Below are 15,645 nucleotides of genomic sequence, written 5' to 3'. Positions count from 1 at the left end.
TCAGGGGAGTTGTAAAATATAGCCGCAAATCGTGAAACAGAATTGACAGGGTAAAGCGGAAAAGCCTATAATATAAAGTATCATACAGGCGTGAAACATCATAAAACGGGAAGGAGAAATGAAAATGAAAAAATTTATGAAACGTTGGATGCCGCTGCTTTTAACCCTGATGGTCTGCGTGGGAACATTCTGGAGCAGTGTAGTGCCGGTATATGCATCTATGGCAGATGAGGCGATGGATTATACCATGGGAGAGACATACCGGGGCCAGCATTGGTATAGTAAATATTACAGTTTTACTCTGAAAGAAAGAACCCACATTTCTTTAAGAGCGACAACATATTCAGGCACGGTTGATTTTTACATTTATAATAGCAATGGTAAAAAGTTTCTGGATAGCGATAATGTAAAATATACGAAAAACATCACTACAGATGTATATAAAGGAACTGCTTCCCGTACATTATCTGCCGGAACATATTATCTGGAAATCTACGGATACAATAAAGAATATTATTTCACCCTCAACGCAGATAAATCAATTACCCTTGCACGTGGCAGCATCACATCTCTGAAAAGCAATAAATCCGGTCAGCTGACCGTATCCTGCAAGAGTGTTCCATATGCCATCGGATACCGTATCCAGTATTCCACAGATTATCGTTTCCGTAAAGGTGTAAAGACCATCTATTCACCGGTAAGAATTAAAACTCTGACGAAACTCTCAAAAGGAAAAAGATATTACGTAAGAGTGACTCCATATACGGTATATACGGATGGAGAACACGCCTGGGGAGCAACTTCTTATGTAAAGAGCGCAGTAGTAAAGAAATAAAAACAAAATAGAAAAATAAACTCAGCTCATTGTGGATAAATGTTTTCCGCAATGGGCTGAATGTGTATAAAGAGAGGAGCGCAGAGCGTTTATCCTGACGCTTATGTAAAATATTCCGGGGATTTTCAGGGATAATATGACAGGTTTTGTCGAAAGAAAAAGTCATAAAATGTGGAATTGTAGTTTACAAATCAGGGCATGTATACTATAATAACCACATGGGCGGAGACGTCCCATACATATGAAAACAGGGGGGCCCGCTGAAGCGAGCTGAGAGTAGACTGTGAATGTCTTGACCCATAACCTGATTTGGATAATGCCAACGTAGGGACATATGCACGAAGGAGTCTTAAAGGCACAGAAGATCAGAGAGTACAGAAGATATCAGAAGTACAGAAGATTTTCATTAAGTACGAAAGATTAAGGGCCGGTTGTTGTGATGCGTATGCGTTGCAGCAACCGGTTTTTTGCTGCATAAAACATAAAGAGTTTACGGAAAGATCCTGCGAATATCTGCCAGGAACCGAGCTTGTATAGCAGTCAGGAATCCGGCGGCAGTGACAGATTTTCCAGATCCAGATACGAAACGAAAGGAGATTTTTTTACATGAGAAATTACAGTACACAGATGGAGGCAGCCCGTAAAGGCATCATCACACCTGAGCTTGAAATCGTAGCTAAGAAGGAACGCATGACAACAGAGGAACTGCTTCCTCTGGTAGCCTCCGGTAAGGTGGCGATCTGTGCAAATAAAAATCACAAATGTATCGATCCGGAGGGCGTAGGTTCCATGCTCCGCACCAAGATCAATGTAAACCTTGGTGTATCCAGAGACTGCAAGGATTACGATGTAGAGATGCAGAAAGTTATGGAAGCTGTCAACATGGGAGCACATGCGATCATGGATCTTTCTTCCCACGGAAATACCATTCCATTTCGCCGCAAGCTGACAAGCGAGTGTCCGGCAATGATCGGAACCGTTCCGGTTTATGACTCTGTTATCCATTATCAGAGAGATCTTGACACACTGACAGCCAAAGATTTTATCGATGTGGTAAGACTTCACGCACAGGATGGTGTTGATTTCGTAACTCTTCACTGCGGAATCACAAGAAAGACGATCGATCAGATCCGTAACCATAAGAGAAAAATGAATATCGTTTCCAGAGGAGGTTCCCTTGTATTTGCATGGATGTGCATGACCGGTGAGGAGAATCCGTTCTACGAATACTATGACGAGATCCTGGATATCTGCCGTGAGTACGATGTGACGATTTCTCTTGGAGATGCCTGCCGTCCGGGATGTCTTGCGGATGCTACAGATGTATGCCAGATCGAGGAACTTGTACGTCTTGGTGAGCTGACCAAACGTGCCTGGGAAAAAGATGTCCAGGTTATGGTTGAGGGACCGGGACAATGTGCCGCTCGATCAGGTTGAGGCTAATATGAAAGTGCAGCAGTCTATCTGTCAGGGTGCACCGTTCTATGTATTAGGACCGATCGTAACAGATGTTGCACCGGGATATGATCACATCACATCTGCAATTGGCGGCGCGGTAGCTGCCATGTCCGGAGCTGCATTCCTCTGCTATGTGACACCGGCAGAGCATCTTGCACTTCCGAACCTTGAGGATGTAAAACAGGGAATCATGGCATCCAAGATCGCTGCTCATGCGGCAGATATTGCCAAGGGTGTCCGTGGGGCCCGTGAGATCGATGACAAGATGGCAGATGCCAGAAGAAAGCTCGACTGGGAGGCACAGTGGGAGTGTGCCATGGATCCGGAAACAGCGAAACGTATCTGGAACGAACGTAAGCCGGAACATGAAGATACCTGCTCCATGTGTGGTAAATTCTGTGCAGTACGAAGCATGAACAAAGCACTTGCCGGAGAGCATATCGATATCCTGTAAGGAAAAGCGAAAAATTAAGGCTTGTAATTGAAAAAAGAGTGAGTTATAATGAACTCATAAAAGAAAATTTCTTCGGGGCAGGGTGCAATTCCCTACCGGCGGTATAGTCCGCGACCCGCTTCGGCGGCTGATCTGGTGAAATTCCGGAACCGACAGTAAAGTCTGGATGAGAGAAGAACGCGCAGTATTTCATGAACGTGCTCAGTGCCCCGGGAAGAAGTTCCCGGGGCTTTTTATGTGAGGAAATATTTTTTCGTATAAAGATTTCTTGTAGAAATTTTCTTTGAATATTTCTAAAGAAGGAGAGAGAATTATGAGTGAACAGGTATTGCAGAGAGGAAATGCCGTGGAAAGGAGCAGAACAAGGACGATCGCACAGGTAGCCATGCTGGGTGCTGTGGCAGGAGTACTGATGAATCTGGAGTTTCCGATTCCGTTTCTTGCACCGTCTTTTTATCAGCTTGATTTTTCCGAGGTACCGGTTATGGTAGGAACTTTTGCCATGGGACCTGTGGCAGGTATTCTGATCGAGCTTGTGAAGATTCTCGTACATCTTGTGACCAAGGGAACCATGACTGCCGGTGTTGGTGATGTTGCCAACTTCCTGTTTGGATGTGCCTATGTGGTACCGGCCGGCCTGATCTACCGTTTCCGTCACAAAAAGAGCAGAGTACATGCAGTTGCAGGTATGGCAGCAGGAACAGTCCTGACAGCGATCCTTGCATGCTTTGTCAATGCCTTTGTATTGCTTCCGGCTTACGGTAAGGCGTTTGGAATGCCAATCGAGACCTTTATCCAGATGGGAAGTGCAGTACACAGCTCCGTAAACGGACTGCTTACCTTTGCACTGCTGATCATTGCTCCGTTTAATATTTTTAAATATGCACTGACATCTCTGATCGTATTTGTAATTTATAAGAAGATCCGTGTTGTACTGAAGGGTGACTGATCGTAAGCAGTTATCGGAAGATGACAGAGAAGATCAGGAAATAATGTCTTCGGATGAATATCTGAGGATGTGAAAAATGCCATGTAATTTAACTGCTGATGGGCAGTAAGGTTACATGGCATTTTTTATATATTACAGATGTATGCAGGTTGTGATGTCTGTTTTATATGTCCGGATTTATGGTGTTGCAGAACATCAGGCGGTCTGTTCTGCGGCTTTCATGATCCCGAGTTCACGTCTGGCAAAGACAACAGCCAATACGAAGGCGGAGGTATCTGCAATCGGTCCCGCATACATGACACCATCGATTCCGAAGAAGAACGGAAAGATGACGATCAGTGGCAGCAGGAAGAAGACCTGCCTTGTGAGTGACATGATCACACCGAGTCTGGCCTTTCCCATGGAGGTAAAAAATCCGGCAGACATAGGCTGGATCCCGTTGGCAAAGGTCATCAGCATGAAGATCCGGAGATATTTTTCCGCAAACTGAAAGTACAGGTCGCTTCCGTTTCCGAAGATGCTTACGATCTGGTGAGGGAAGAACTGGAAACAGATAAAAAATACGGTTGCGATCACAGTACATAAGGCCACGGAATAACGGTATGTCTGACGTACACGGCTGTATTTTTCGGCACCGTAGTTAAAGCCCCAGATGGGCTGGGAACCCTGGGAGATTCCGATGCAGATGGCCATAAATACCTGATTGACTTTGGAAATGATCCCTGCACAGGCGATTGGAATATCACTCCCGTAGGCGGAGAGTGCTCCGTAATGGCGAAGTGTATTGTTCATGACGATCTGCACTGCAGCAATGGCAACCTGATTGATACAGGATGCCATTCCCAGAGAAAAAATGGCAGACAGATTGCGTGCCTTAGGAATCAGCATGGAGTGGTCCAGGTACATTTTCCGGAGTCTGGAAAAATAAAAGATGATCAGAAGTCCGGATACGATCTGGCCGATCACGGTTGCCCAGGCTGCACCTTTGATGCCCCAGCCGAATCCAAAGATGAAAAGCGGGTCCAGGATGGTGTTGATGGCGGCACCGGCCAGGATGCAGGCCATGGAATAGGTAGGACTCCTGTCTGCTCGGATCAGGTGGTTGCCGCCTGTGCTTAAAACATAAAAGGGAAGTCCAATGGCGGTGATCCCTATGTAATCAATGGCATAGGGCATGACGTCCGGTGTTCCGCCGAAAAAATGAAGAAGTGGCTTCAGGAACAGAAGGACAATGACAGAGAGTATCGTACCGGAGATTATCAGCGTGGAGAGTCCGGTTCCTGCAATGGAGCTGGCTTTTTTTTCGTTTCCTGCGCCCATTTCCAGGTTGTAATTGGAGGCGCTGCCGATTCCCAGGAGCAATGCAGCAGCAGTAGAGATAATGGTTACGGGAAATGCGATGTTTGTGGCGGCGTTTCCAAGCATTCCTACGCCCTGTCCGATAAAGATCTGGTCAACGATATTGTACAGAGCGCTGACTAGCATGCTGATGATGGCGGGAATGGCGAATTTGGTGATCAGGCTGCCTACAGGGGCGGTTCCCAGAGGGTTTTCGGCCTGGGCAGCATTGGTCTGGTTTTTCAATGTTTTTTCCTTCTTTCTTGTCTACAGTAGCTGTTTGGTAATGTAATAAGTAAATTTTAAATTTTATAGCAGGGTATTTATTATAGCACTATTGTGAAGTGAGTGTAAGTATAAAAAATTGACCTTTGGTTTTGGATGGGATAAAATGTTTTTAGAAAAAATTTTCGGGAAGGAGCTTTTCAGATGGGTAAGATCAACAGTGTGAAAAAACTTACAGATAATAAGTTTGTGAATCTTTATGGGGTGGATGCGACCAGTGTACATGATACGCCGGTTTCTTATTTTGTGGCCTCCAGGGCGAAGTGTGTGGAGGATTTGAAGCTTTCTACGGGGGAGAATCATCCGGATGGGGTGATCATTTACAGTGTTTATGGAGAGAAGCGGGATAAGGTTGTGCTGATCCGTCAGTATCGGTATACGATCGGCGGATATATTTATGAGTTTCCGGCGGGGCTTGTGGAGCCTGGGGAGGATTTCCATGAGGGTGCTGTGCGTGAGATGTTTGAGGAGACCGGGTTGAAGCTGGAGCCGATCAAGGTTGCGGAGGCTTTTGAGAAGCCTTATTTTACGACGATAGGGATGACGGATGAATCCTGTGCTACGGTTTATGGGTATGCCAGTGGTGAGGTTAGTAAGGCTGCTCAGGAGGATAGTGAGGAGATCGAGGTTGTGATCGCGGACCGGGATGAGGTCAGGAGGATCTTGAAGGAGGAGAGGGTTGCGATCATGTGTGCTTATATGCTGATGCATTTTCTTGAGGATGAGGAGGTGTTTGGATTTCTTGGGGAGATTTAAACGGAGGTAGTTATATGGCGGAAGGGGACGCCAGTGAGGGGCTTCTTTCCAGGCTGGGGCTTCGTCGGGGGCTGGCTTCTAAGGTGCCGGAATTCTGCTAAAAGCGCTTCAAAAAATCTCGAACTCGCGTCTGAAGCCGCTCAAACAGCGAGATTTTTTGAAGCAACGCAGATTTCCGCCACCTAAGAATCAGCTCCCCTCCTGCAGAGTCAGCCTGGAAAGAAGCCCCTCACTGGCTGTGCATTGGCCGTGAGACGTGTTAAATCTCGTGGGGAGTGTTGCTAGTGGGGTGGTATGACGGGAGTTGGATGAGCCATCGGCGCTGCGCTGGATGGCTGGGAGGAAAGGCTGAGATTCCCTGTGGCTTGAAGAGGGGAATGGGTCATCGGCGCTGCGCTGGATGGTTGGGGGAAACGGGGAATCTGCGGTTGCGGATTCCCCGTTTTGATCAGAGCTCTGTGAGTTTTCCCAGGTCTTTGTTGTATTTGCAGTATTTGCCGTTTTCGGAGATGAATGGCTGGTAGGTGTCGGTTCGGGTGTCCTTGATGTAGACGATTCCTGTGGCGATCATTTCTACCAGGGAGAAGCGTTTGCTTAAGCTGGAGATCCAGCGGTAGGTTTTTTCGTTGCCGGAGTCTGCCATGAGGAGGTTGTAGCCGCCTGGGCAGGCTTCCAGGGTGAAGTAGACTTTCTGGGACCGGATGGAGGTGTTGAAGACCTGGCCAGTGATGTAGGTGGAGAAGTTGGTTTCTACAAATTGGCGGAAGGTGTAGAGATCGTAGATCACGCCGGTGGTCTCATCTTTGATCTTGTCGCCGCGTTCGATGCGGGCTTTCAGGAGCTTGAGGACTTCGATGGTCCAATTGATGAAGGAGATGCTGCTGTAGGTCATGCTTTCCTGAAGTTGATCGACCAGCTGTTTTGACAGGATGTTGGATTTTGATGCTTCATTAAAAAGTTCTTCGTTCATAAGGTTCCCTCCAGAATTGTATTTTTATATTGTTTTCGCTCTTTTTTGTATCTTTTATTATAAGTCTGAATTGTGCATAAATCAATAAAAAACCGTAAAATACAAAGGCAATTTATGGAAAAAGATATATGATTAACGAATATGTGCAGAAAATATCAGGCGTTTTTTTACGTTTTTCACGTCATTTTAGGATATTTATGTTCTTTTTTTATGAAATCTATTGACAGGTTTTATGAATTTAAGAGATAATTTTATTATAAAAACTGCAGCGGCCAGGAGTGCGCGGGACCGGATTCCGGTTGGGTCCGGGCTTGGCTGTCGGGCAGAGAAATGGGGAATTGATAAATGGAGAACAATGGAGAGATTAAAGTTAAGAGCTTACAGAAGGCATTGGAAATCCTGAACTGTTTTGCTGTGAAGCAGCCCCTGGGTGTAACGGAGATCAGTGAGAAGCTGGGTCTGTATAAGAGTAATGTTCATAATATCCTGGTTACGTTTACTGCTATGGAGTATCTGGTGCAGGATCCGGAGTCTGGGAAATTCCGGCTGGGTCCGGAGGTTATGATGCTGAGCCGGGCATTTCGTGAAAATCTTGATATTACGAAGATTGCTGTGCCGGTTATGCGTGAGATCGCAAATGAGGTGCAGGAACTGGTTTATCTGGCTGTGCCGAAGGGTGAGGATATGCTGTATCTGGAGGCGGTTTCTCCGGAGAACCAGAGGCTTGTAACAAAATCTGTAACCGGTGAGTGCTCAAAGATGTACTGTACAAGTGTTGGAAAAGCAGTTCTGGCGACTATGTCCGAAGAGGACAGGGAGAAGCATATTCCGGAGGAACTGGAAGCTTTTACAGAGTACACGATCACAGACCGGAGAGAACTGGATGAGGAGATCCGGATGGTTCGGGAGCGTGGATATGCAGTGGATGATATGGAAGTTATGTTTGGTGTGAAATGTGTAGGCGTGGCTCTTCTTAATCATGAAGGGGAAGCGGAGGGTGCTTTAAGTATCAGCGCTCCGTCTCTGAGGATGAATAAAGAAAATATTCAGAAATATGCGGAAATTCTGAAGACCAGTGCGCGAAAGATACAAAAACTTTTGTAATATATATGAAAATTGCACAAAAAATAAAAAAATGAAAGTTTGTTATTGAAAAAATATACCAACAGTGCTATAGTTAAATCACGAAATAAAGAACGTGGTTCTCTAATAAAGAACAATAGAAATGAAACCCGGTACTCAGACCGGGTTAAAAAATAAAATATATTGAGAACAACGTTCCATAATAAAGAACGAACGTAAAGCTAAAGGAGGATTTTCAAATGGCAAACAAACCTTATGTAGTAGTGGAATGGAACGACACAGAGACAGATGCAAAAGGATGGATGTGTGCATATAACTTTGTAGGGCATTACTGTGGCGGCGGTACAAGAATGCATCCTACAGTAACCAAGGAAGAAGTTATCCGTCTTGCAACAACCATGGGATATAAATATAAAGCCTGTGAATCTCTGACAACTGGCGGATGTAAAGCCGGTATCGCTTATGATTACAAGGCTCCGGATGCTGAGGATGTTCTTCGCAGATTCCTCACAGCTACAGCTCCTTATATTAAAGCTGGTGTTTCCATTGGCGGCGACCTTGGTGTTGATTATTCTGTAGTTCTTCGTATTCTTGATGATCTGGGAATCGGAATTCCTCAGACAAAGGCTATGAAAGAAGATCCGGATATTCATCAGGGCATCTTAAACCATGACAGAGCAGAGAAAGAGCTTACCTACGATGGATTCAAGATGTATGACATGATCACCGGTTACGGTGTTGCGGCAGCAGCAGATGAAGCCTGGAAGCTTAAAGGCGGAAAGGAAGGCGCCTCCGTTGTTATCCAGGGATTTGGATGTGTTGGTGCCAGCTGTGTAAACTCTCTGAATAAGATGGGATATAAAGTTGTTGGTATCGCAGATGTAAATGGACTTGTTTATTGCAAAGATGGCCTTGATATTCCGAAACTGGTAGCAACCAGACTTCCGAAGGGTGAATTAAATAAAGAAGCTTTTGAAGATAATTATGAAGTACTTCCGAACTCCGAATGGCTCAGCCAGGAATGTGATATCCTCATTCCGGCAGCTCTGGAAGATGTTATCAATAAAGATAACGCAGATAAGATCAAAGCATCTCTTATCGTAGAGGCAGCCAATATTCCGACAACACCGGAAGCAGATGAGATCCTTCGCAGGAAAGGCATCGACGTAGCCGTAGACTTCATCTCCAACCTTGGTGGAATCCGTATTTACGAGGCAGTTATCTTCCGTATTGTTAAGATTGAGAACATGAGCGATGAAGATGCAGCTGCAGCGATCGTAAAAGATACCGTAGATCTGATCCGCAAACAGACAAAAGTTGTATTTGAAGAATCCGCGAAGACAGGCGAGTTCACAAGAGATGTAGCAAGAAGACTGTTTACTCCTGACAAATCCGACACACCGGATATGTGATGGATGAATAACTGATAAAGTACCAGTATTGAGAACCGATTAAGGGGATGCCCCGTGATGGGGCATCCTTTTTTCAAAGAAGACAGGGTCAGGGGGGGTTGTATGAATTCGAAATTAAGAAAGTATCTTACCATTATTGCGCTGGGGCTTGCAGGCGGCTCGATCTACTTTTTACCATATATAAAGTATGTATTTTATGATGCGCAGATTTCAACTATGGGAATCACCAATACACAGTCAGGACTTATGCTGACAATGTATACAATCGGAAATATGATCTTGTATATTCCAGGAGGTATCATTGCGGATAAGGTATCACCGAAGAAGGCACTGGTAATCTCACTTCTCAGTACAACGGCGCTGGCATATATTTATGCGTTTTCTATGAATTTTGCAGTAGCCATGGTGATCTGGCTGGGACTGTCCTTCAGTACTGCATTTGTATTCTGGTCCTCTCTGATGAAAGCAATCCGTATTATCGGAACAGAAGAAGAACAGGGATTTATGTACGGACTGTATTATGCATGTAATGGTATCACAGGTGCCCTGACCAATACTTTCGCATTAAATGTATACAAAACAGCAGGCAATGATATGTCATCTGGTTTTGTACGCGCCGTAATAAGCGGTGGAAGTGTTGCGGCAGTTGCAGGTATCATTCTTATTTTCCTTATGAAAGAGGACAAAAAAGACGCATCCGCAGCAGATGACGGAGAACCGAAGTTCCAGCTCTCAGATCTGGGTAAACTTTTAAAGATGCCGGTTGTATGGGTGGTTGCCCTTACGATTTTCTGTGGATATGGATATTACACAAGTACTTCTTATTTTAATCCGTTCCTTACAGAAGTGATCGGAGTATCCCCGGAAAGTTCCGGCCTGATTTCCATTATCAGAAATTATCTTCTGCTTCTGCTTGCACCGGTAGGTGGAATCCTTGCGGATAAAGTGTTCAAATCAACCTGTAAATGGCTGATGACAGCATTTTTGATCCTAGCAGCGCTGTTTGGTATTGTAATGATCCTTCCATCGGATATCAGTCCAATGGCAGCAAGCCTTTACACACTGATCCCGGGTGCATTTGCAATGATGATGTACGGCGTTGTATTCTCCACAGTCAGTGAGGCGGGAATCCCGAGAATGATGACGGGAACTACAATAGGAATTGCTTCAATCATTGGTTACCTGCCAGATTCCATTTATTCCGTTATTTTTGGAAAATGGATGGATCAGCACGGAGCAGCGGGATATAACTATATTTTTACATTCCTGATGATAACAGGTATTATCGGTGCGGTACTGGCTTTCACTATTTACCGTCTTGGAAAGAAAAACAGAGAACAGGCTATATAGAGAGGGTTCGATTATGGGAAAAGAAAATAAAGAAAAATTATATATGAATCCAAAGAGATGCAAGGGCTGCGGATATTGTATCAACGCATGTCCACAGGATGCACTCAGTGTATCCGATTTTGTAAATGAAAAAGGTTACAATACAGTTCAGGTAGATGAAACGAAATGTGTGGCATGTGGTATGTGTTACCGTGTATGTCCGGATTATGTATTCGAAATAAGATGAAGGAGGTCAGTTATGGCTAAGGTATTGTTAAAAGGAAATGAAGCACTGGCCGAAGCTGCACTGGCAGCAGGATGCCGTTTTTACAGTGGATATCCGATCACCCCGCAGACAGAGATCCTGGAGTATTTATCCTGGAGAATGGAAGATGTAGGCGGAACTTTTATTCAGGCTGAATCCGAGCTTGCAGGTATCAACATGGTTCTTGGAGCAGCGGCAGCCGGGGCACGTGCACTGACAACTTCATCAGGCCCTGGATTTTCCCTGAAACAGGAAGGAATTTCATACCTTGTAGCAGCAGACCTTCCGGCAGTTATCGTTGATGTAATGAGAATCGGAACCGGTCTTGGCGATATCGCACAGGGTCAGGGAGACTACTGGCAGCTTACCAGAGGCGGCGGCCACGGCGATTACCACACACTGGTTCTTGCGCCGGCATCCGTTCAGGAAAATGCAGATATGATGGCAGAAGCATTTGATCTTGCTGAGAAATACCGTCATCCGGTACTGATCGCTTCTGACGCTGCGATCGGACAGATGATCGAAGCAGTGGAGATTCCGAAATTTATTGAGCACGATATCAATAAATATGACTGGACGATCAAAGGCTGTAAAAAAGGCGATGAGCAGAGAAAGATCCAGAATGTTTACTATACACATCCAGATTATGAAACTTACCTTTCCAATAAATATGCAGAGATGGAACAGAGAGAACAGAGATACGAATGCATTCAGGTTGAGGATGCAGAAGTTGTTCTGGTAGCATATGGAATCAGTTCCAGAGTCTGCAGAGAGGCGGTTGAGATCGCAAGAGAAGAAGGCTTTAAACTGGGCCTGATCCGTCCGATCACACTGTGGCCGTTTCCTGTGAAAGCTTTTGAACAGGCAAAAGAAGCAAAGGCATTTCTTACCGTAGAGATGAATATCCTCGGACAGATGGTAGACGATGTAAAACTTGCAACAGGCGGTAGATATCCGGTAGATCATTATGGATCGATCTTCGAAATTCCGGAATCTGACGGAATCATTGCAAAAGCAAAAGAAATGTTGAAAAAGGGGGAAGCATAACATGAGATTAGTAGCTCCTGAAACAATTACATTTACACAGAGCGGTTTCTGTCCGGGCTGTGGGCATGGACTGGCTGTCCGCCTGATCGCAGAAGTTATGGAAGAGATGGGTTTAAGTGAAAAACTCTTGGCAATCGTTGACGTTGCCTGTGGTTCTTTAAATATTGATTCCTGGAGATTTGATACCATTATGGCAGCACATGGACGTCCCATCGCAACGGCTGTCGGTGTAAAAAAGATCCGTCCGGAAAATCCGGTCATGGCATATATCGGTGATGGTGCGGCGTATTCCATCGGAATGGCTGAGACCATGCACACTGCAATCCGAAATGACAATGTGGTAACCATCGTTATCAATAACAGCCTCTACGGTATGACAGGTGGACAGTGCGCACCGACCTCTCTGCCAGGGCAGATCACAACCTCCACTCCGAGAGGAAAAGATCCGAAAAAAGCTGGAATGCCATTCCGTGTAGAACAGGCATTTACAGGATTTGATATTGCATACCTCGCAAGAGGCTCCATGGCAGATGCCAAAGGAATGATGCAATCCAAGAAATACATCAGAAAAGCTTTTGAAAAGCACATGAAAGGAGAAGGCTTCTGCCTTGTGGAACTTCTTTCTCCATGTCCGACAAACCTGAATATGACTCCGGTAAAGAGTGTGGAACGTATCAAAAACGAGATGATCAAATACTTCCCGCTGGGAGAGTTCAAGGATAAGAAAGAGGAGGCATAGATTATGGGAAAAGAAATTATTTGCGCGGGATTCGGCGGACAGGGTGTCCTCACTGCCGGTATGCTTCTGATAAATGCAGGAATGGAACAGGACAAAAACGTACTGTTTTATCCTTCCTATGGTTCCGAGATGCGTGGCGGTACCGCAAACTGTACAGTAAAAGTTAGCGAAAAGCTGATCGCCAGCCCGATCTCCAAACATCCGGATATTCTTTTTACCATGAATACCCCTGCCATTGACAAATTTGAAGAGAGATTAAAACCAGGCGGACTCCTTCTGGTAAATTCCTCTATTGTTCCGGAAGACCGTAAATACAGAGACGATATTAAAATTATAAAAATTCCTGCAACAGACATTGCGGCAGAAGTCAGAAATCCAAAAGGTGCGAACCTTGTCATGCTTGGAGCACTGGCTGCCAACAGCGACCTGTTCTCAGTAGAATATATGGAATCCGCTATCGTTTCTTTCTTTGAAAAAAAAGGAAAAGGTAAATACAATGAGAAAAATGTAGCTTGCTATCGAAGAGGAGTAGCCGGTAAATAAGATCAGGAGGTGACTGATATATGAATCTTACCAAGTTGTTAAAACCAAAATCAGTTGCTGTTATCGGCGCAAGTGAAAAAGAAGGTTTTGGTGGAGATGTATGCCGTAATACTCTCAGCTATGTAGAAGACATGAGCAGAGTATACTTTGTACATCCGAAAAGAGAAAGTGTATTTGGAGTTCCCTGCTATAAGAGTATTTCCGATATACCGGATACCATTGATATGATGGTGATCTGTACTTCACAGAAAACAGTCATTCCGCTTCTGAAAGAAGGAGCAGCCAAGGGTGTTGGCGGAGCCGTTGTTTTTGCCAGCGGATATGGCGAGATCGGAACAGATGAAGGCAGGAAAAATGAGGCGGAACTGATCGCAGCAGCAAAAGAACTGGACATTGCAGTCATGGGACCAAATTGTGCCGGATTTGTAAATTACATTGATAATGTGCAGGCTTTCGCTTTTATTTCTGCGAAGAGAGACCGAAAAGGAAGTGTTGGCGTTGTTTCACAGAGCGGCCAGCTGTGCCTTTCCATGATGGATGATCCCGGAATGCGTTTTTCCTACAGTATTTCAGCCGGAAACGGAAAGATTGTCCAGATGGAAGACTATATGGACTTCCTTGTAGAAGATGAAGATACAAAAGTTGTCAGTGTTTATATCGAGGGTGTAAAAAATGCGGCAAAATTTGCAGATGTTCTGAAAAAAGCAGCTGCGAAAAAGAAACCTGTAGTCATTCTCAAAGCAGGAAGAAGTGCCAAAGGCGGAGCAATCGCAGCTTCCCATACAGGAAGTCTCTCAGGTTCCGATGCATCCTTTGATGCAGTTCTGAAAAAATTCGGAGCGATCCGTGTGGATGATCTGGAAGAACTGATTGCCACTTCACTGATGCTTGCCACACTGAATCGTTATCCGAAGAAGGCTGTTTTTGCATCCATGAACCTTTCCGGAGGCGAGACCGGAATCTGTGCGGATGTAGGAAGTCTTAACGGAATCGAATATCCGGATTTTGCACCGGAAACTCTTGCAAAACTGAAAGAACAGCTTCCATCCTATGCATCTCCGAATAATCCGCTGGATATGACAGCCAGTCTTTCCTACGATGCAGATCTGTATGCAGAAGCATTGCGTACAGTCATGGATGATCCAAATATTGAGATGGTACTGATCGGCTATACTCTGCTTCTTGAAGTGGCAGATCCTGCGATTCACTATATGTATCAGGGAATTGAAAAAGTTGTACGGGAAAAAGGCAAGAACTGCAAACCGATTGCCATGATACCGTTTGCAGAAAACACCAGAAACCCGGAATACCAGGAAAAACTCTTCAAGATCGGAGTGCCGATTCTCCCTCCTCCGGTATATGCATTTAAGATTCTCCGGCATCTGGCTGATTTTATTTCCTATACTTCCGAAGGAAAAACACTGGAACTTTCTGCCGGAGCACCAGTTGGCAAGGAGACCTTTGCACTGTCTGAGCATGACAGCAAGATGGAACTTGCAGATTTTGGCGTAGATATTCCAAAAGAAGTCATTGCAAAAACAGTGGAAGAAGCAGCTGCGTTTGCAGAAAGTGCTGATTGCTCGCTGGCTATGAAAGTAGAATCCGCAGACATCCTGCATAAGAGTGATGTTGGCGGTGTAAAACTCAATATCCGTGGAAAAGAAGCAGCTGTAAAAGCTTATGAGGAGATCATGAATAATGTAACGGGCGCGAGACCGGATGCGAAGATCAACGGAATCCTTATGGTTCCCATGCTGAAACCTGGCGTGGAAATGATCATCGGAGTAAACAACGATCCACAGTTTGGTCCTATGATCATGGTAGGAATGGGCGGTGTGTTTGTAGAGGTATTTAAAGATGTGGCTTTATATCCGGCTCCACTGTGTGAAGAGGAAGCTCTGGATATGCTGAAATCACTGAAATCCTACAAACTCCTCAACGGCTACAGAGGAAACGCAAAATGCGATATTCCGGCATTGTGCAAAACCATCGCGGGAATCAGCAGATACGCCAACGCAAATAAAGATACTCTGAAAGAGCTGGATATCAATCCACTGTTTGTATATCCGGAAGGCGAAGGTGTAGGCGTTGCCGATGCACTGATCGTAAAACATGTAAAATAATTATGGAACAGGAAGAGGGGCATTCACAGTCAATGCCCTTCTTCACTCTGGATATGTAT

Annotated in this window: 13 protein-coding genes, 1 pseudogene and 1 riboswitch; of the genes and pseudogenes, 12 read left to right on the top strand and 2 right to left on the bottom strand. The window is 45.1% G+C overall.

Translation table 11 applies throughout. The features are described from left to right. Positions 1-124: 124 nt before the first annotated feature. From AC04Q6_RS06085 to AC04Q6_RS06075, 3 genes and pseudogenes are all read left to right on the top strand, one after another. Positions 125-835, top strand: coding sequence for a PPC domain-containing protein (locus AC04Q6_RS06085; RefSeq protein WP_118070908.1), 711 nt, complete (start codon positions 125-127; stop codon positions 833-835). A 606-nt stretch (positions 836-1,441) separates the two neighbouring features. Further along, positions 1,442-2,747, top strand: a pseudogene (gene thiC / locus AC04Q6_RS06080) (phosphomethylpyrimidine synthase ThiC). A 64-nt stretch (positions 2,748-2,811) separates the two neighbouring features. Further along, a riboswitch (FMN riboswitch) is annotated at positions 2,812-2,929 on the top strand. A 131-nt stretch (positions 2,930-3,060) separates the two neighbouring features. Next, a complete protein-coding gene (locus AC04Q6_RS06075; protein ID WP_118070909.1) occupies positions 3,061-3,696 on the top strand; it encodes an ECF transporter S component in 636 nt (211 codons plus the stop codon). 195 nt (positions 3,697-3,891) lie between these two features. Here the strand turns inward: AC04Q6_RS06075 and AC04Q6_RS06070 are convergent, their stop codons facing one another. Next, positions 3,892-5,280: an MATE family efflux transporter gene (locus AC04Q6_RS06070; RefSeq protein ID WP_242997082.1), complete on the bottom strand. Its 1,389-nt coding sequence runs from the start codon at positions 5,278-5,280 to the stop codon at positions 3,892-3,894. A gap of 183 nt (positions 5,281-5,463) precedes the next feature. Here AC04Q6_RS06070 and AC04Q6_RS06065 point away from each other — a divergent pair, with 183 nt between their 5' ends. Further along, a complete protein-coding gene (locus AC04Q6_RS06065; protein WP_118070910.1) occupies positions 5,464-6,075 on the top strand; it encodes an NUDIX hydrolase in 612 nt (203 codons plus the stop codon). A 448-nt stretch (positions 6,076-6,523) separates the two neighbouring features. On the opposite strand, the gene AC04Q6_RS06060 is transcribed toward AC04Q6_RS06065, so the two are convergent. Next, on the bottom strand, positions 6,524-7,045 hold the full coding sequence (locus AC04Q6_RS06060) for a hypothetical protein (protein ID WP_119248235.1): 522 nt from the start codon (positions 7,043-7,045) through the stop codon (positions 6,524-6,526). Between the two features lie 345 nt (positions 7,046-7,390). Here AC04Q6_RS06060 and AC04Q6_RS06055 point away from each other — a divergent pair, with 345 nt between their 5' ends. The 8 genes from AC04Q6_RS06055 (at position 7,391) to AC04Q6_RS06020 (ending at position 15,586) form a co-directional block, all read left to right on the top strand. Then, positions 7,391-8,149: an IclR family transcriptional regulator gene (locus AC04Q6_RS06055; protein WP_021975827.1), complete on the top strand. Its 759-nt coding sequence runs from the start codon at positions 7,391-7,393 to the stop codon at positions 8,147-8,149. A gap of 218 nt (positions 8,150-8,367) precedes the next feature. Beyond that, on the top strand, positions 8,368-9,540 hold the full coding sequence (locus AC04Q6_RS06050; RefSeq protein ID WP_021975826.1) for a Glu/Leu/Phe/Val family dehydrogenase: 1,173 nt from the start codon (positions 8,368-8,370) through the stop codon (positions 9,538-9,540). A 102-nt stretch (positions 9,541-9,642) separates the two neighbouring features. Continuing rightward, the gene (locus AC04Q6_RS06045; protein ID WP_178706094.1) at positions 9,643-10,890 is read left to right on the top strand and encodes an MFS transporter; all 1,248 of its coding nucleotides are present in this window, start codon (positions 9,643-9,645) and stop codon (positions 10,888-10,890) included. Between the two features lie 13 nt (positions 10,891-10,903). Continuing rightward, entirely contained in the window at positions 10,904-11,116 is a 213-nt protein-coding gene (locus tag AC04Q6_RS06040) for a 4Fe-4S binding protein (protein WP_118061818.1), read from the top strand. A gap of 12 nt (positions 11,117-11,128) precedes the next feature. Beyond that, positions 11,129-12,181, top strand: a complete 1,053-nt coding sequence (gene vorB / locus AC04Q6_RS06035; RefSeq protein WP_021975823.1) for a 3-methyl-2-oxobutanoate dehydrogenase subunit VorB — start codon at positions 11,129-11,131, stop codon at positions 12,179-12,181. Position 12,182: 1 nt separating this feature from the next. Next, positions 12,183-12,920, top strand: a complete 738-nt coding sequence (locus tag AC04Q6_RS06030) for a thiamine pyrophosphate-dependent enzyme (protein ID WP_021975822.1) — start codon at positions 12,183-12,185, stop codon at positions 12,918-12,920. Between the two features lie 3 nt (positions 12,921-12,923). Continuing rightward, positions 12,924-13,463 (top strand): 2-oxoacid:acceptor oxidoreductase family protein, encoded by a 540-nt coding sequence (locus AC04Q6_RS06025; RefSeq protein WP_021975821.1) that lies wholly within the window; start codon positions 12,924-12,926, stop codon positions 13,461-13,463. A 20-nt stretch (positions 13,464-13,483) separates the two neighbouring features. After that, positions 13,484-15,586, top strand: a complete 2,103-nt coding sequence (locus AC04Q6_RS06020; protein WP_118070915.1) for an acetate--CoA ligase family protein — start codon at positions 13,484-13,486, stop codon at positions 15,584-15,586. Positions 15,587-15,645 lie beyond the last annotated feature (59 nt).

The sequence above is a fragment of the Blautia sp. HA9023 genome (assembly GCF_056504095.1).
This window is presented reverse-complemented; position numbering and strand designations above follow the sequence as displayed.